Origin of the sequence: Aquiflexum sp. TKW24L (assembly GCF_023502205.1) — a bacterium.
Taxonomy (GTDB): Bacteria; Bacteroidota; Bacteroidia; order Cytophagales; family Cyclobacteriaceae; genus Cognataquiflexum.
In genome coordinates this window covers 20736-38719 of the sequence record NZ_JAMFLG010000041.1, presented here as the reverse complement: position 1 = coordinate 38719, position 17984 = coordinate 20736, and the positions used below count along the sequence as shown (strand labels likewise).

Genomic DNA, 17984 nt, shown 5'->3' with positions numbered 1-17984 from the left:
CTACTTCCTAACTTCCTACTTCCCAACTTCCCTACCTCTACCCCAAAGCATCCGTCATCGGTCATCGGTCATTATTTCACTTCCAAACATCCCAACCTCCCAACTTCCCAACTTCCCTACTTCCCCACCTCTTTCTCAAAGCATCCGTCATCGGTCATCGGTCATTATTTCACTTCCAAACCTCCCTACTTCCAATCTTCCAATCTTCCCAACTTCCAACTTCCCCCTCACCCAATCGCCATTGACTTCAGCTGCATCTGATGAAGTTTGGAGTAATAGCCGCCGAGTTCCAATAAAGATTCATGATTACCTGTTTCCTTGATTTCACCTTGGTGTAGTACCATGATTTTATCTGCTTTTTGGATGGTAGATAGCCTGTGAGCAATTACGATGGAAGTTCTTCCTTTCATCATTTTGGAAATGGCCTTTTGGATCATTTCCTCCGTCTCTGTATCCACAGAGGATGTTGCTTCATCCAAAATGATGATTTCAGGATTATAGACAATTGCTCTTACGAAGGAAATCAACTGGCGTTGGCCTACGGAGAGTGTGGCACCACGCTCCATGACATTGTAATCCAAGCCACCGGGAAGTCTTTCGATAAATTTCTTTGCCCCGACCAATTTTGCGGCTTTCATTACTTCTTCCCTGGTAATTTCAGGATTGCCGAGCGTAATGTTATTCATAATCGTGTCCGAGAAAAGGAAAACGTCCTGCAAGACCACCCCGATATGTTTTCGCAAAGTGCCTAATTCATAATCTTTGATATCTGTTCCGTCAAGGGTTATTTGGCCTTTATTGATGTCATAGAAGCGGTTGATCAGGTTGATGACGGAAGACTTTCCGGCACCAGTGGCACCCACCATAGCGATAGTTTCTCCATGTTTGACTTCAAAATTGATGTTTTTAAGTACCCATTCTTCTTCGTTGTACGCAAACCAGACATTCTCCAATTTGATGTTCCCTTCTATTTTGTCAGGCTTGTGCTTGCCTTGATTCGGGATTTGATCCTCACTTTCAAGCAGTTTCAAAATCCTCGATGAACTTACCACGCCCATCTGTAAAGTGTTGAACCTATCAGCGATCATCCGGATCGGTCTGAAGAAAAGCTGCAGGTACATGATAAAAGAAATCAGAATTCCGATTTGGATCTCCATGTCAAATACGCCTGTGGCACCATACCAGACCACAATACCTGTACCTATGGCCTGAATGATTTCGGCCACAGGATAATAGATCGAATAGTACAAGACGGACTTGACATGGGCCACCCGGTGTTCGCGGTTAATGTCTTTGAATTTTTCGTACTCTCTTTTTTCCCGGTTAAAAATCTGAACAATGTTCATACCAGTAATGTGCTCCTGCAAAAAGGAATTGAGATTAGAAACAGCATTTCTGACATCATTGAAGGCCACTTTGATTTTTTCTTTGAAAATATAAGTCGAAATAATCAAGAGTGGCAAGGTGCTCAAACTGACTAAAGTCAACTTCCAATCCACATAAAACATGACGGCCAAAATTGTAATCAACTGAAGCAAATCACCAATGATGGCAGCCAAACCTTCACTGAATACATCAGCTAATGTTTCTACATCGGAGACATTCCTTGTCACCAATCTGCCTATTGGCGTATTGTCAAAAAACTTCAACCTCATCTTAAGCAAATGGCGGTAAAGTTTTATCCGGATGTCTTTGATGATGACTTGTCCAATCCAGCCTGAGAGGTAGGTATGCGCAAACTGCACCAAAGACTGGAGCAATAACAATACAATCAGTAAGTAAATGACATTCAATAAGCCGTCACTGTCTCCCACCGCGACATGATCATCTATTGCAATCTGGATAAAGTAAGGTCGGGTTGGTGCCAATAAGGCCATGGCGATAGTAAGGAATACCAAAAAGTAAAATCGGGCTTGGTATGGCTTGACAAACTGATACAGTTTCTTTAATACCTGGGCATCGATGATGTCACCACTTTTGATATTTTCTTTTTCCAGGCTCAAAATGATTCAGTATTTAAATAAATATTTCTTGGGGATAAACAATCTTACAAAGATAAAGCCCATGGGCGGGAGAAGCGGATTTTGCCTGACTACGGCTTTTGCTGTCCAAAATTTCCTGAAACTGATCACAATCAAGTCTTCCCAATCCCACTTGCACCAAAGTTCCGACAATTGTCCTCACCATTCCACGCAAAAATCTGTTGGCAGTTATATGAAAGAGCAATTGATGGTCTTTTTGTTCCCAATAAGCTTCTTTTATTTCACAATTAAAGTGATTTACATCGGTATGGACCTTGGAAAAGCACTGGAAATCTTTATGATTCAACAACAATTTAGCTGCCTCATTCATTTTTTCCATAGAAGGCAAATGATAAACCAACCAAGCACTTTCCTCTTCAAATGGATCCTTACGCAAAGTGATCCGATACAGGTAGCTTCTCCACCTCGCATTAAATCTTGCGTGGGCATCATTCTTTACTTTCAGCAAAGCATATACCGCAATGTCTTTAGGAAGTACGCCATTGATCCTTTTGACAAAATCCGCTTCCTCAAGGTTTAATGCCGTATCAAAATGAGCATATTGTTGGGAAGCATGCACACCGGTGTCTGTTCTTCCGCTTCCTGTCAAAAATGAAGGTTGCTTCAAAATTACCGACAATGCTTTTTCCATTTCTGCCTGCACAGAATGGGCATTTTTCTGAAATTGCCAGCCATGATAATGCGTCCCGCGGTAAGCGAATTCTATAAAATACCTTTGGATTTCCATTTTACAGTGCAAAGATATTATTCGAAGGCGAATAAAAACCACCTTTTATACAAACCTTGCGAATCAAAAAATTACCCTGTTTCTTTGTCAAAATTTAAAATCAAAATGATACAACGCATCCAAACCGTTTTTCTGTTTCTTGTGGCAGTGGCCATGATATTGGTGATTTCATTTCCCATCTGGCAGCAGGTCAACCCAAGTCAGACCCAATTAATGACTCTTACTGCTTGGAATCTGACCACTATCGATGTCGCTTCCAATGATGTTGTCGATACTACTTCCAAGATTTTCATAGCCATCCTCGCTATTGTAGCTGCCGGGATTGCGATTTTCAGCTTGATGCAATATAAAAACAGGACCAAGCAGATGTTTTTGAATATGGTCAATTCCTTTTTGATGGTAGTCAATGTCGGTCTGATCGTATGGACCACCCATACTGCTAATGCACTGATTAATCCTGCTGTCAATGGTGCTTTTGTTATTGGGTTTTGGGCGATATTTGCCGGGATGATCTGTAATCTCCTTGCAAATAGGTTTATCCGCAAGGACGAAATGCTCGTCAGGTCGGTGGATAGGATCAGGTAATTTTACCACAAAAATAATCATACAAAAGCCGGCGGTTGATTTCGCTGGCTTTTGCTTTTATAAATAGTAAGTTTGAAAAAAAACAGCCATGAGACTCGAAACACTCGCCATTCACGCCGGAAATATCATCACTGATTCCAATCAGCCTGCAGTACAGCCCATTACCACTTCTACCACATTTATTCACCACGAAGGTTCGCTGATTTACTCCAGGGCAAATAATCCAAATAGAATGGCTTTGGAAAATGTCTTGGCAAAACTCGAACATGGCGAGGATGCGGCTGCTTTTTCATCGGGTAATGCAGCAGCATTGGCGGTCTTTCAGGCTTTAGAACCAGGCAGTCACATCATCGCTCCGGACGACATGTACCACGGAATCCGCCGGCAGTTGGTGGAGATTTTGAAAGGGATCGTTGAGGTAAGTTTTGTGGATTTGGCTGATCTTGATCTTGTCAGGGCTTCTGTCAAACCCAATACCAAACTCCTTTGGATCGAAACGCCTTCCAATCCCTTGCTCAAAATAACGGACATCCGTGCGCTTGTGGCAATTGGCAAAGAAGTAGGAGCGAAGGTGGCTTGTGACAATACATTTGCAACGCCGGTTTTTCAAAATCCGATTCTTCTTGGTGCAGATATTGTCATGCACAGCACGACCAAATACCTTGGTGGACACAGTGATATATTGGGTGGTGCGTTGATTTGTAAAAAAGCAGATGACTTTTGGCAAAAAATCAGGGTTGTCCAACAAGTGGGTGGTGCGGTACCTTCACCTTTTGATGCCTATTTATTGACGCGAAGTATCAAAACTCTTGCTTACCGTATGAAGGGCCATGGGGAACATGCAGGTATTATCGCTGAATTTTTATATCAACATCCCCAAGTCGAAGAGGTGTGTTATCCGGGATTGAAATCCCACAAAAACCATGAAATAGCAGCATCCCAAATGTCGGGTTTTGGAGGAATGCTCTCCTTCCTTGTCAAAGGCGGAGCAGCTGAAGCCGACAAGGTAATTTCAAAATTGAAATATTTTACAAATGCAACGAGCCTTGGGGGAGTGGAAAGCTTGGTCGAAAGAAGGGCAGCATCGGAAGGAACCGACACCAAAACACCGGAAAATCTAATCAGAATGTCAGTTGGTTTGGAACATTTAGACGACTTATTGGAAGATTTGGATAAGGCTTTACAAGAATAAAGGCTGTTAAGAACAGCCTTTATAATTTTGAAACGATAAGCTTAAAAAGGGCGACCAACACAACTGTTTCGTATGCTTAGTAAATAAAATGAATTTTTGCTAATTACTAAAATTTTTGGTGCATTATTTTCTTGTTCATCGAAATTTTACGGGAAGTAATTTTTATCAAACTTTACCCTGCCCAACCTTCTCTGTCCAGACTTCTGTATTGGATAGCTTCTGCTAGGTGTTCTACTTTGATGGTTTCACTTTGGCTTAGGTCAGCAATAGTCCTTGACACTTTCAAAATTCTATCATAAGCCCTTGCCGACAAGCCAAGTCTCTCCATAGCTGTTTTGAGAAGTACTTTGCCGGCATCATTGATCTGACAGACTTCTTTGACCATATGCGATGGCATCATGGCATTGCAATAGACTTCGGGATTGTTTTTGAAACGCTCGATCTGAACTTCCCTGCCAATGATGACCCGCTCTCTGATGGATTTACTGTTTTCAGTTTTTCGGGTGGAGGTCATCTCTTCAAACCTCACCGGAGTCACTTCCACATGCAAGTCAATCCTGTCAAGGAGTGGACCGCTGATTTTATTAAGGTAGCGCTGCACGATTCCCGGACCGCAGACACATTCTTTTTCGGGGTGGTTGTAGTAGCCGCAAGGGCAGGGATTCATACTTGCAATCAGCATGAAGTTGGCAGGAAACTCGACAGAAACCTTAGCCCTGGAGATGGTTACTTTTCTTTCTTCCAAAGGCTGACGCATGACTTCGAGTACAGTCCGCTTAAATTCCGGCAATTCATCCAAAAACAAAACCCCGTTGTGCGAAAGGGATATTTCACCCGGCTGAGGATTGCCGCCACCGCCGACCAAAGCCACATCGCTGATGGTATGGTGTGGTGAACGGAATGGTCGGTTGGCAATCAGTGAGGCATGCTTTCCAAGTTTGCCCGCCACTGAATGGATCTTGGTTGTTTCCAGCGCTTCCTGGAGAGAAAGTGGTGGAAGAATAGAGGGAAGCCTTTTGGCAAGCATTGTTTTGCCGGCGCCAGGAGGACCGATCATGATGACATTGTGTCCACCGGCTGCTGCGATTTCCATAGCCCTTTTGATATTCTCCTGACCCTGCACATCGGCAAAATCAAATTCATATTGCTCCAAGGAATGGTAAAAAATATCCCTGGTATCAGTTACCAATGGCTCGATCTGAAGTTCGCCTTCCAAAAACTTGATGGCTTCCTCCAAAGTATTGACACCAATAATGTCGATTTTATTTACAATAGATGCTTCGGAGGCATTTTCTACAGGAAGTATGAAGCCTTTGAATCCCTGCTTTCGGGCTTCAATTGCAATCGGTAGCGCGCCCTTGATTGGCCTGAGATTGCCGTCTAGGGACAATTCGCCCATGATGATGTAATTTTCCAATTCTGGAAATGCCACTTGTTCGGATGCTTTCATAATTCCAAGGGCAATGGGAAGGTCATAGGAAGAACCTTCCTTTCGGATATCGGCAGGTGCAAGGTTGACGACCATTTTTTGCCGTGGCATGCGATATCCGAAATATTTCAGCGCAGATTCTACACGCTGCTGACTTTCTTTGACGGCCGAATCAGGAAGTCCTACCATAAAAAAGCTAGTCCCTTGACCTACATTCACTTCTATGGTGATGACCTTTGCGTCGACACCTGATACTGCACAGCCATAAGTTTTTGCAACCATATTTTAGATTTTAGGCAATAAAAAAAGGAAACCTGTTGGGTTTCCTAAATTAACTATTTACTCCAAATATCCTTTAGTTATTTGAAATTTTGTCTTTTGCGGATGACAGAAGCTTCCTTATCCTCTTCAATAGTGTCCAATTTCTTTTCGATATTTTTGAGTTTGACACCCTGTTCAAAATCGTAGAGCCTTGCCTTCAGTTCGTTTTTCTCTGTTTCCTTTTTGGAAAGTTCTGCTACGAGATTACTCTTGACCATGGTGTTTGTGCCCCACGAAATCAGGAACAACAGTAAGCCGATCAGGAGGAAATTCACCACCAATGTAGGTGTCAGTTCATCCACTTTCAGGATGCCCTTTACGTTTTCGAACAAAAGGAAAAAGACAAGTGCTATTCCGAAAAACAGTGCGGTTACTAAGTGGGAAATTTTATCTATTTGTTTCATATAGGTGCTAAATTTAAATTGATTCCTAAATTTACTAAACTGACTGCATTGTAGAAAGTTTCCGGTATAATCCTTCCTCCAAAATAAGTTTTTGATGGTTTCCACGCTGGACGATTTGACCTTTTTTGATCACAAGGATTTCGTCTGCATGCTGTATGGTACTGAGTCTGTGGGCAATTACCAATGTTGTACGGTTGGCCATCAGATTGGTTAAGGCTTCCTGAACTAATTTTTCTGATTGGGAGTCCAAAGCCGAAGTTGCTTCATCCAAAATCAGAATCGAAGGATTTTTCAATACTGCTCTCGCAATACTCAGACGCTGCCTTTGTCCTCCAGAAAGTTTAGATCCGCGCTCCCCAATGGAGGTTTGATAGCCATTTTCCAATTCGATAATAAACTCATGGGCATTGGCAATCTTGGCCGCTTCGATGACTTTCTCTTCGGATATTCCTTCAAGCCCAAAAGCGATATTATTGAAAACAGAATCGTTGAACAAGATAGACTCCTGTGTCACGACCCCCATCTGTTTGATAAGGGAATTGATTTCGATGGCTTTCAAATCTGCACCATCCAAGGTAACTTTCCCTTCTGTAGGGTCATAAAACCTCGGAACAAGATCGGCAATTGTTGATTTTCCTCCGCCAGATGGCCCGACCAAAGCAATGGTTTTTCCTTTTTTAAGTGTGAAAGAAACATTATCCAATACTTTCTCTTTTTCGTAGCTGAAAGAGACATTATGGAATTCTACAGCATCCCTGAATGTATCGATTTTAACCGGATTTTCAGCATTTTGGATTACGCTTGGTGTATCGACAACTTTAAATATCCGGTCTGCTGAAGCCAAACCCCTTTGGATGGTACTTGCAGCTCGGGAGATTTCCTTGGCTGGATTGAGCACTTGGGTGAAGATTATAATATAGGTAATAAAATCCGAAGCGCTGAGGTCAGAGTTATTATTCAGTACCAAGCTTCCACCATAAACCAAAATCCCTGCCACAACCGAAACCCCCATAAACTGAGAGATAGGAGAGGCCAACTCGTTTTTCTTGGCCATTGAAATATTCACATCGGAGTAAAAGTCCGTCTCGCTGTCAAACTTACTTTTCACATATTTTTGTGCCCCAAAAGCCTTGATTACCCGCATGCCGCCGATGGTTTCATCCAGGATATTGACGATCCGGCCTAGAGATTCCTGACTTTCGATGGCCGTCTTTTTCAATCTCTTTGTAATCCCGCCGATGATCGCTCCGGATATTGGGATGACCATAATGGTGAAAAGGGTTAATTTGAAAGACATAAAAAACAATACCGCAAAGTAGAGGATGATGGTTACTGGTTCTTTGAAAACTACCCGGAGGGATTGCACTACACTGTTCTCTACTTCTTGGATGTCATTGGTCATTTTTGACATCAGGTCTCCTTTTCGCTCATTGGAAAAGTACCCGATGTGCATCCTTGACACCTGCTCAAAAATCGACATCCTCATTTTCTTAATTACTTCTGCACGGACCTTTGCCAAAACTACTCCTGAGAGGTAGGTAAATAGGTTTGCCAGAAAAACTGAAATGACTATGATGATACAGACATAGACCAAAGTTCCAAACTTGCCATAAGTCTCTGAGATCTGATGGAAAAAGTAATTAAACAGGGTCAGAAAATAGTCAACGGTGAAAGCAAAATCAGGCTTGCTGAGGTATTTGCTCATGTCTGCCTGCGGTGCCTGCTCGAAGATCACATCGAAAAGGGGCTTCAGCAGCGTGAAATTCATCAGCCCAAAAATGATGGCCAAGAGAGTATATAGGATGTATATCGGAAAATACCTGCGGTAAGGCCGGGCAAAGGACAATATCCTAAGATAAGTATTCATGAAATGCTTTTACGGATTAGGGGCGCAAGTTAAGGAATAAAAATAGGTTTTGGTTTTATGTTGAATTGCTGAAAAGCCGATTTATGGATTTACGCTTTTTTGCAAATAACCCTATATTCTTTTTCATCCGGGACGAAAGACAGAAGTCGGAAGACCTCCGCCTGTCGTCGGGTAGGGATGTACTGGGCATTAAAGTTCAGGGCAAGAATTAAAAATAGATATCCAATCCACTTGCATCAGTGCGTACATAGAATTATCCGATTCCTCCGAATAACCAATAACCATCCCGAGCTAGCCGAACCATTAACCAAATAACCAATAACCAATAACCAATAAACCAAATAACCAATAACCAAATAACCAATAACCAAATAACCATTTCCCAATTTCCATCTCAAAAATTAAAATCATTCCTCACAATATTCATCCGGATGGAGAATTGGGTAAAATTGGTCACTGTCGGACTTGGGAGATCTTCAGCGGTACGCTTTCTGTAGGAATGGCTTATGTCCAAAAAGACATTTTGCTTGACCATATAGCTGAGGTTCAGGTTAGCCATCGTGACGGTAGTCTCTACGCCCTGACCGATGACATGTCCATAGAGGCCTAATCCTGTATTGGCTTCAGTTCTGTTTTTTAATACATCCTTTCCATAATTGATATCCTCAGCAGGATCTTCGCCGAAGTATTGGTACATGCCGGTAAATGTGGCAAACAACCTTGGAAGGAACTCAGGCTGATAACGGATGATGCCGATGGCTTCTTTGAAGTTGGCACCGAGCGGGTGGGTCAGCGGCGTACGGTAATTGGAATAGGATTGGTAGTCGAACTTTTCCTGATAGGTGTAAGGCCTTGCTTGGTTGTATTCCAACTGAATATCCAAATTGGAGACTTTGAATGCATCGATATACTTATAGCCGGCTTGGATGCCGTGTTTGTTGCGGGAGGAATTTTCCCCTGTCACTTCAAAAAATTCACTGAAAACAAACTCATCCAAAGCCAACTGTCCATATAGCTGCATGCCGGGGGTGAAATTCCATTTGAAATCCGTTCCCAACATCACCTTGTCCGGTGTGCCGAGTTGCTGTTCTACCCACCGGTAAAAGATGATCGGGTTGAGATAGTTCCAATCGAACTGGTTTTTCATCACGGACTCAAAAATCCCCACATTAAAGTTCTTCCCGATATTCATTCCAAGGCGGTGGATCGAAAAATACTTTTGCGGATACCGCCCGTCAGTCGGTCTGCCCTGTCCGTCAAAGATAATATCGGCGGTTTTCTGTGACCAAAGGTTTGTAAACTGAAACCGCCAGATTTTGGTATTCAGCTTGAAAAATATGGCCGGATTGGAAAAATCCGATAGCACCATCGAGCGATACCCTTCCCCGACAAAATTTCTATCATGCCCAAACTGTGCTTCTATATGTTTGGTAAAATTGAAAGCAATATGGCCTCTTGCCGAAAAATAATCATATCCCTGTTCGTTGTACCTTTTCCAAAAACCCTCTCCCGGCACCGCGCCGTTGTGTTCGGCGTACTCCTTTACCCAACTTGGGAAGATGGTCTGTGTCGAGGTGAAGTAGGTGTAGAAAGCGACTTTTCTGTCAATGCTGCCTCGGAGTTCTATGCCGCGGGAATTGCGGAACCGCATCTCCTCTTCCCCTTGTTCAAATCCCGCAGACAGGTAAATGACCGGATTGATATGGATGTCTACCACCGAATCTCTGTAGTAAAAGAAATCAGCGGGCTTTTTGTACAATGCTTTTAGAAAGGGCTTTTTGGAGTTTTCTGTTTCCTGACTGACAAATTCCCAGTTGTCATTGCTGAGGTAGTTGAGGTTGAATTCGTCAGCCTTGTTGAAATTTATGTCAGAAGAAGACAGAGAATCAAGGTAAGCAGCGAGATGATCCCGCCTCAGCGGTTTGTATCCGGTGTGGAAACTGTCATTGTTTCGGCCAAGCCTGATTTCATACCGCTCCAGCATATGGTAATAGTCCCTATTAAAAGGAACATAGGCACCTTGGGCAAAAACATCAAGTGTAAAAAAAGCAGCAAGACAAAAAATCAGTAAGGACAGTTTTTTCATAGAGGGTGAAGCTATACTGCTGTAAAGCTAAAAAAAACAGCGGAAAATGGAAGGAGGTGGGCAAGTTTTGAAAAGCCGTGGGGTGGAGTTCTAAAAGCCTAGAAAAAAATAGAAAAACTTACCCTTGTCATTTAGAAGGAGGTACGACTGAGAAATCTTTTAGGGTCGGTTTAAAATGGAAAGATCTCTCCTACGTCGAGGTTACAAAGTAAAGCCTTTAGCAAATATTAGATCTGCATAAATTTTAACCACCAAAAATAAAATGCTCTCAAATTCCATTAATGGGTTTTGGATTTTTCCTTTGCGTCCTTGCGGTTTTGCGTGGTGTATTTTTCTTAAACAAACCCAAAAAGAAAACCTAAGTAACGAGAGACCCTTCGTGCCTCAGGGTAACGGAATCCTTCAATCCAACAACTACAACAATGACAACCACTTCAACCATTACCACAAAGCAACAAGAATCCCAAAAACCTTTTTTAACTTCTTTGTGCCCTAGCGTCTTTGCGTGGTATACTATTCCCTCACCCGCCAAATTATTACCAAACAAGATTTGGATACATTTCAAAAAAGAAATAACTTTGTGCCTCATTTCGGAAAAGCGATAAAAGATAAATAACAATACAATGAGAAAAGACATTCATCCTAATTACAGAGAAGTCGTATTTTACGATACTTCAAGTGAATATAAGTTCATCACCAAATCTACTATAACGACTTCTGAGACGATCGTATGGGAAGACGGCAAAACTTATCCATTATACAAAGTTGAAGTAAGCTCTAATTCACACCCTTTTTACACAGGTAAGAAGATGATGTTGGATACAGCAGGTCGTGTTGACAAGTTCAACAAGAGATACGCCAAGAAATAATTTTATTAGCCTGCTAGCAGGTAAAGGTCTCTCGGAATCGGTTTTCCGGGAGACTTTTTTATTTTTGTACCATGGACAATCTGATTCTATTCGATGACCCTGCCATCCGGGGTTCTTTGTTGCCATTTACTTTTACCAGGCCTATCGGGGATATCCGGGTAGGGATTTTGAAGATTTCGGAGAAATGGGAAAAATACTCAGGCCACCAACCGGGGTTTTTGACGCAGGATTACCTTTCTGTAAAGTTTCCCAAAAAAGAAGGTGCTGCTTTGATGGTCAACGGTGCGGTTTGTCCAGACCAGATGCTTTGGTCAGCCATCCACCAACTGAAAAGCACCGAGTCACTTTGGTCCAATAACCTCTTGGTTGCTCTCTTTTCAGAAAATCCAAGCGCCTTTCATCCAGATCAGGCCAAAGCTTTGACAAAAATCCATTATGAAGGATCGGTCACAGCGATTCAAAAATCATGGCATATTTTTCAGGTCAATGCTGCTGAGATCAGGAAAGATTACGAGCTGATTACTGCTGGCAGACGGTCCGAGGCTTTGGGAGATCCACATACGATTGTATATAATGTGGCGCAGATTTTCATTGAACCGGGAGCAAAAATTAAAGCCGCCGTCCTCAACGCCGAAGGGGGACCGATCTATATCGGGAAAAACGCCGAAGTGCAGGAAGGTTCGCTGATCAGAGGCCCATTTGCGCTTTGCGAAGGTTCGACGGTAAATATGGGAGCCAAAATGCGGGGAGACACTACTGTGGGGCCATTTTCTAAAGTTGGCGGAGAAATCTCCAATGCGGTCCTTTTTGGCTATAGCAACAAAGGTCATGAGGGATTTCTCGGCAATGCTGTGATCGGTGAGTGGTGCAATCTTGGTGCAGACACCAACACTTCCAACCTCAAAAACAACTACGCAGAAGTCAAAATATGGGATTATACCAAAGGCGGATTTACCAATACAGGCTTGCAGTTTTGCGGCTTGATGATGGGAGACCATTCCAAGGCGGGCATCAATACGATGTTCAACACCGGGACGGTTGTCGGTGTCGGAGCCAATGTTTTTGGTGACGGCTTTCCTAGAAATTTTATTCCCTCCTTTTCTTGGGGCGGAGCTTCGGGATTCAGTACTTTTCAAGTAAGAAAATTTGAAGAAACAGCCATCGCGGTGATGAAAAGAAGGGGATTGGAATACAGCCATACTGAAAAAGAAATTATCCAAAAGGTTTTTGAATTGACCAGACATTACCGTATTTGGGACAAAGAAGTCTAATAAAAATATGCTGTTTTCATCTATTCCGGGTTTGGTCGAAGTAAAGGAGAAGATCGTCCAAGCAGTCAAAAATAACCACCTTGCCCATGCACTTTTGTTTCATGGACCGGAAGGTTCGGCTAACCTACAGATGGCATTGGCACTTGCGACGTATACGCTTTGTCAACAACCCGGTGAGGGAGATTCCTGCGGAACTTGTCCTTCCTGCCAAAAAATGTCCAGACTTGTCCATCCGGATATGAACTTTGTGTTTCCGATGCCAGGTGAAAGTAAAGATGATGAGGATGATGAAAAGAAAGGTAAGAAAACTGACTTTCCGGCTTCATTCAGGAGTTTTGCGACTACTACGCCTTACAATAATGTATCTGACTGGATTTATCTCAATGACTTTGAGAAAAAGCAACTCAATATTTCCAGAGGAGCTGCCCGTCAGATCATCAAAACACTTTCCCTCAAATCATTTGAAGGGGGATATAAGATCATGCTTATCTGGTCTCCGGAATATTTGCACAACACTGCGGCAAATTCCCTTCTGAAAATATTGGAAGAACCGCCTACCAAAACACTTTTTATCCTGGTGACTTCCCATCCGGAGCAATTGTTGACGACCATTCTTTCCCGCACCCAGAAAGTCATGATCAGGGCATTTTCGGATGAAGAAGTGATGCAGCATTTGATGCAGAAGTTTCACATTACCCGAGATACGGCCATGCAGATTGCTCCTTTGGCTGATGGCAATATGCGGGAGGCCGAAAACATGATCAATCAGGTGGAGGATGTATTCACGAGATTGGTCAGGGACTGGTTTCGCGCCTGTTATTCAGTCCATGTCAATGACATGTTGGAGTTTGTAGAAAAATTCAGCTCCAAAGACAAAGAAGCCCAAAAATCCCTGCTTTTGAGTGGGATCAACGTGATCCGGGAAGTGATGCTGGATAAATCCCAATTGGCAGAATTGATGCGAAGTATCGATTCAGACAGGGAATTTATCCATAATCTGGGAGTCCATGTCCTCGATGAAGAAAAGCTAACTGCAATCTATGAGGCATTGAATGAATCCCATTACCATTTGGAAAGAAATGCAAACGTCCGGATACTTTTTGCCGATCTGTCGTTTCGTCTGGCACGAATCATGAGGCCGATGCAAACAGCTTAGCCATGAAAAAGACAATCGGAAGAAGGGAAAAAATTCATTTGCCATTGTGGGGGCTGAAATATGTCACCGCCAAAACAGATACCGGGGCCTATACGTCTGCTATCCATTGTGAATTTACTGAAGAGAAAACCGAAAATTCTGTTCCGGTGCTATACTTCAAAGTCCTTTCGCCAAAGCACAAAAAATATAAAAACAAACTCATTCGGACTGAAGATTTTACCGAGAAGGTGGTAAAGAATTCCTTTGGTCAGGCCGAAGTGAGGTACAAAGTGAATACAAAAGTCGTTATGTTTGGGGAGGAATTTGATGCCGAATTTACCCTTACAGACAGGTCAAAAATGAAGATTCCGATACTTATCGGAAGGAAGTTGTTAAGAGGGAGATTTTTAGTGGATGTTGATTCTATAAACCTGTCAAAGAAATCACAAAAATGAAGATTGCAATACTTTCAAGAAACCCACACCTTTTTTCTACCAAAAGGTTGATAGAAGCCATCCGGGCTGCAGGCCACGAAGCTTTGGTCGTGGACCATTCCCTTTGCGATCTGATTATTGAGCAAGAGGGCCCTTACATTATCTACAGAGGGGAAAAACTTGAAGGTGTCGACGCAATTATCCCAAGGATCGGAGCGTCCATTACTTTTTATGGTACTGCTGTGGTTCGTCAATTTGAGTTGATGGGTGTATTTTCTGCTGTGGATTCTCAGGCGATTGTCAGAAGCCGGGATAAGCTTAGAAGTTTGCAGATATTATCCAAAGCAGGTCTGGGTATGCCTAAGACGGCTTTTACCAATTTTTCCAAAGGAGGCGAAAAAGCACTGATCGAAAGGGTCGGCGGAGCCCCACTGATCATCAAGTTGCTGGAAGGAACCCAGGGACTGGGTGTGGTCCTCGCCGAAACCAAAAAAGCCGGGCAGTCTGTCATTGAAGCTTTCCATGGATTGAAAGCGAGAATCATCGTGCAGGAATTTATCAAAGAAGCAAAAGGTGCCGACATCCGTGCATTTGTTGTCAACGGCAAAGTCGTGGGTGCCATGAAGAGGCAGGGTGCAGAAGGAGAATTCCGTTCAAATCTGCACCGTGGAGGAATTGCGACAGTCATCAAATTGTCCAAAGAAGAGAAAGCAGCCGCCCTAAGTGCAGCCAAAGCCTTGGGCTTGGATATAGCAGGTGTGGACATGTTGCAGTCTGATAGGGGTCCTCTGATATTGGAAGTCAACAGTTCGCCGGGATTGGAAGGAATAGAAGAGGCGACCGGAGTGAACATTGCAGGAGAGATCGTCAAGTTCATCGAAGAATCAGTCGAGAAGAAAATAACCAAAAAAAAAAGCAAGAATGAGCAAACCGATCCGGATAGGCACTAGGGGAAGTAAATTGGCCCTGTGGCAGGCGTATCACATCGCTGACCTTCTCAAAGCAAAAGGACTAGAAAGTGAGATTGTCCTCATTGATACCAAAGGCGACAAAATTTTGGATGTCTCCATAGCGAAAATCGGAAGCAAAGGGGTTTTTACCGAGGAGTTGGAAGAGCAACTGTCCGCTGGTTCTATTGACATCGCCGTCCACAGTGCCAAAGACATGCAGTCCAAGTTGCCTGATGGGTTTGAAATCATCGCTTTTACCGAAAGGGAAAAAGAAAATGACATTATCCTGAGTCATCAGACAGATATTGACTATACCAACCCTGACAAACCACTTCTTTTGGGAACAAGCTCCACTCGAAGAGTAGCTACCCTGAAGCATTTTTATCCCCATATCAAAACAGTAGAAGTCAGGGGAAATCTCCAAACGAGAATCGCCAAAATGGAAGCCGGACTGTGCGATGCCCTTTTGCTTGCTTATGCAGGGGCTCACAGAATGGGATACAACAAGATGATCCGCCATGAACTTTCTTTGGATGAATTTACACCGGCTGTTGGTCAGGGATCGGTAGCTATTGAATCTTCAACAAACCTTGATTCCAAACTCAAATCAAAAATCGTAGAAGCCTGTCACCACCAAGCGACCGGATATAGGTTGCTCGCAGAAAGAGCGTATCTGCGTGTCTTGGAGGGAGGATGTAGTATTCCTGTATTTGCATTGGCAGAAAATCAGGCTGATAAACTCCATCTCAAAGGTGGAATCGTGTCCCTAGATGGATCCAAAAGAATTATGCACCATGTATCTGGACATGAATCACAAGCAGAGGAATTGGGTCGGGAACTGGCGAAAATGGTATTGGAAAGTGGAGGAGATCACATTTTAAAAGAAATCAAATCAGATCTAAAAAAATGAAAAGACTGAGTTTTATCCCTGTTGTACTATTGACTGTGTTGCTTTTCTCCTGTTCAGTAGAAAAGGATTATGTCATCAAAATTCAGACAAAGCATGGAGATATGTATGCGGTTTTGTTTGATGAAACCCCAAAGCATAAAAAGAATTTTATTGACTTGGCGGAGGCCGGAAGATTTGATTCGACCGAATTCCACCGGATTATCAAGGATTTTATGATTCAGGGAGGGGATATTTTTACCAAAGAAGCTCTACCTGCAGACACTTGGCCAACTGTAGATGCCGAGATTGTTCCGGGCTTGATCCATAAAAAAGGGATGATCGCTGCCGCAAGAATGGGAGATAATGTCAATCCTGAGCGGAAGTCAAGTGGATCACAGTTTTATATTATTCAAGGTAAAACTTATACCAAGGATGAATTGGTGACGGACATGAAGCTATTGTCCGAAACCTATTTTAAATATATCCAACTCGGCAGCAATGTGGCTTTGAAAGAAGAATATGCGAGGCTATATCAAACCCAACAGTTTGACAGTCTCAACCAAAGGATGCTTTCCGAAAAAACCAATCTGGAATCTTTTTACAGCATGTCATTAGAAAAACAGCTGTCTCCCGAGCAGGTGGGTGCATATACCACAGTGGGGGGTACACCACATCTGGATGGAGAATACACGGTGTTTGGGGAAGTGATCAAAGGTCTCGAAATCATGGAGAAAATCGCCACAGTGCCAATAGGTGAAAGGAGCAAACCACTTGAGCCCATCTATATGATCGTCACAGTAGAATTGATTTCAAAAGCTAAAATCACAAAAGAATTCGGCTATGTCTATTGAATCTGGAAAGAGAAAGAAAGTATTGATCACAGGAGCCAATGGCTTATTGGGACAAAAATTAGTTGGGTTGCTGAGAAATGACCCCACTCTTGAGGTAATTGGTACCGGAAAAGGACAATCACGATTGCCTGAAAGTTGGGAAGGAAGTTATTCTTGGATAGAGCTAGATATTACTGACCGCAAACAGGTGATGGACGTTTTTTCTATTACGAATCCTGATTCGGTAATCCATACTGCGGCAATGACCCAAGTGGATGATTGTGAAAAAGACAGGGAAGGCTGCTGGGTTTTGAATGTCGATGCAGTCCAATACCTGATCGAAGCTTGTGAAAAACATGATTCGCACCTGATCCATCTTTCAACAGATTTTATTTTCGACGGGGAGGATGGACCATATACGGAGGAAGCTCTTCCAAATCCTGTCAATTATTATGGAGAATCCAAATTGGAAGCGGAAAAGCTCTTGTTGTCTTCCAATATCAGATGGGCAATCGTCAGGACTGTTTTGGTATATGGCATAGCGCAGGATATGAGCAGATCCAATATTATTCTTTGGGTCAAAAAATCATTGGAAGAAGGAAAAACCATCAAGGTGGTCAACGACCAATGGAGAACACCCACATTGGCAGAAGATCTTGCCGAAGGTTGCATTTTGATTATGAAAAAAGGAGCAACGGGAATTTTCAATATTTCAGGTGCTGATTTTTTGACACCTTATGACATGGCGATACAGACTTCGGAATATTTCGGACTCGACAAAACCCTGATTACAGAGTCAGATTCGACACTTTTTACCCAGCCCGCCAAGCGTCCACCACGAACTGGTTTTATCATTGACAAAGCGAAGAAGGAACTTGGGTATTCGCCCAAATCTTTTTTGGCCGGAATTGGTATTTTGGCAAAACAACTTAAATTAGCCGATTCTTAAATTT

General features: G+C 42.9%; 17 protein-coding genes. 11 read left to right on the top strand and 6 right to left on the bottom strand.

From position 1 onward, the window contains the following. Positions 1-261, top strand: a 261-nt coding sequence (locus M3O96_RS19080; RefSeq protein WP_249723221.1) for a hypothetical protein, incomplete at its 5' end; no start/stop codon positions are given. On the opposite strand, the gene M3O96_RS19075 is transcribed toward M3O96_RS19080, so the two are convergent. Together M3O96_RS19075 and truA are read right to left on the bottom strand one after the other, a co-directional pair. Beyond that, a complete protein-coding gene (locus tag M3O96_RS19075; protein WP_249723219.1) occupies positions 228-2003 on the bottom strand; it encodes an ABC transporter ATP-binding protein in 1776 nt (591 codons plus the stop codon). The two genes, M3O96_RS19080 and M3O96_RS19075, sit on opposite strands and share 34 nt — an antisense overlap. Positions 2004-2016: 13 nt before the next feature. Further along, positions 2017-2769 (bottom strand): tRNA pseudouridine(38-40) synthase TruA, encoded by a 753-nt coding sequence (truA, locus tag M3O96_RS19070; RefSeq protein ID WP_249723217.1) that lies wholly within the window; start codon positions 2767-2769, stop codon positions 2017-2019. A 105-nt stretch (positions 2770-2874) separates the two neighbouring features. On the opposite strand from truA, the gene M3O96_RS19065 reads away from it, so the two are divergent. Next, positions 2875-3354 carry a DUF4293 domain-containing protein gene (locus tag M3O96_RS19065; RefSeq protein ID WP_249723208.1) on the top strand — a complete coding sequence of 160 codons (480 nt, stop codon included), beginning with the start codon at positions 2875-2877 and terminating at the stop codon, positions 3352-3354. Between the two features lie 88 nt (positions 3355-3442). Further along, positions 3443-4546, top strand: a complete 1104-nt coding sequence (locus tag M3O96_RS19060; RefSeq protein ID WP_249723206.1) for a trans-sulfuration enzyme family protein — start codon at positions 3443-3445, stop codon at positions 4544-4546. A 172-nt stretch (positions 4547-4718) separates the two neighbouring features. Here the strand turns inward: M3O96_RS19060 and M3O96_RS19055 are convergent, their stop codons facing one another. From M3O96_RS19055 to M3O96_RS19040, 4 genes are all read right to left on the bottom strand, one after another. Then, positions 4719-6257 carry a YifB family Mg chelatase-like AAA ATPase gene (locus tag M3O96_RS19055; protein WP_249723204.1) on the bottom strand — a complete coding sequence of 513 codons (1539 nt, stop codon included), beginning with the start codon at positions 6255-6257 and terminating at the stop codon, positions 4719-4721. A 77-nt stretch (positions 6258-6334) separates the two neighbouring features. After that, positions 6335-6700: a hypothetical protein gene (locus tag M3O96_RS19050; protein WP_249723196.1), complete on the bottom strand. Its 366-nt coding sequence runs from the start codon at positions 6698-6700 to the stop codon at positions 6335-6337. 34 nt (positions 6701-6734) lie between these two features. Next, positions 6735-8567: an ABC transporter ATP-binding protein gene (locus M3O96_RS19045; RefSeq protein ID WP_249723194.1), complete on the bottom strand. Its 1833-nt coding sequence runs from the start codon at positions 8565-8567 to the stop codon at positions 6735-6737. 394 nt (positions 8568-8961) lie between these two features. Next, on the bottom strand, positions 8962-10653 hold the full coding sequence (locus M3O96_RS19040) for a hypothetical protein (RefSeq protein ID WP_249723192.1): 1692 nt from the start codon (positions 10651-10653) through the stop codon (positions 8962-8964). Between the two features lie 623 nt (positions 10654-11276). Here M3O96_RS19040 and M3O96_RS19035 point away from each other — a divergent pair. The 8 genes from M3O96_RS19035 (at position 11277) to M3O96_RS19000 (ending at position 17980) form a co-directional block, all read left to right on the top strand. Next, on the top strand, positions 11277-11522 hold the full coding sequence (locus M3O96_RS19035) for a type B 50S ribosomal protein L31 (protein WP_249723191.1): 246 nt from the start codon (positions 11277-11279) through the stop codon (positions 11520-11522). A gap of 71 nt (positions 11523-11593) precedes the next feature. Then, positions 11594-12793, top strand: coding sequence for a GlmU family protein (locus M3O96_RS19030; protein WP_249723186.1), 1200 nt, complete (start codon positions 11594-11596; stop codon positions 12791-12793). 7 nt (positions 12794-12800) lie between these two features. Then, complete coding sequence (locus M3O96_RS19025; RefSeq protein WP_249723184.1) at positions 12801-13949, top strand: DNA polymerase III subunit; 1149 nt, start codon at positions 12801-12803, stop codon at positions 13947-13949. Positions 13950-13951: 2 nt separating this feature from the next. After that, entirely contained in the window at positions 13952-14383 is a 432-nt protein-coding gene (locus M3O96_RS19020) for an ATP-dependent zinc protease family protein (protein WP_249723183.1), read from the top strand. Further along, positions 14380-15312: a 30S ribosomal protein S6--L-glutamate ligase gene (gene rimK / locus M3O96_RS19015; protein WP_249723182.1), complete on the top strand. Its 933-nt coding sequence runs from the start codon at positions 14380-14382 to the stop codon at positions 15310-15312. The genes M3O96_RS19020 and rimK overlap by 4 nt, the downstream gene beginning before the upstream one ends. Further along, positions 15284-16222, top strand: a complete 939-nt coding sequence (gene hemC, locus M3O96_RS19010; protein ID WP_249723181.1) for a hydroxymethylbilane synthase — start codon at positions 15284-15286, stop codon at positions 16220-16222. The genes rimK and hemC overlap by 29 nt, the downstream gene beginning before the upstream one ends. Then, complete coding sequence (locus M3O96_RS19005) at positions 16219-17052, top strand: peptidylprolyl isomerase (RefSeq protein ID WP_249723170.1); 834 nt, start codon at positions 16219-16221, stop codon at positions 17050-17052. The genes hemC and M3O96_RS19005 overlap by 4 nt, the downstream gene beginning before the upstream one ends. Next, complete coding sequence (locus tag M3O96_RS19000) at positions 17042-17980, top strand: SDR family oxidoreductase (RefSeq protein WP_249723168.1); 939 nt, start codon at positions 17042-17044, stop codon at positions 17978-17980. The genes M3O96_RS19005 and M3O96_RS19000 overlap by 11 nt, the downstream gene beginning before the upstream one ends. Positions 17981-17984 lie beyond the last annotated feature (4 nt).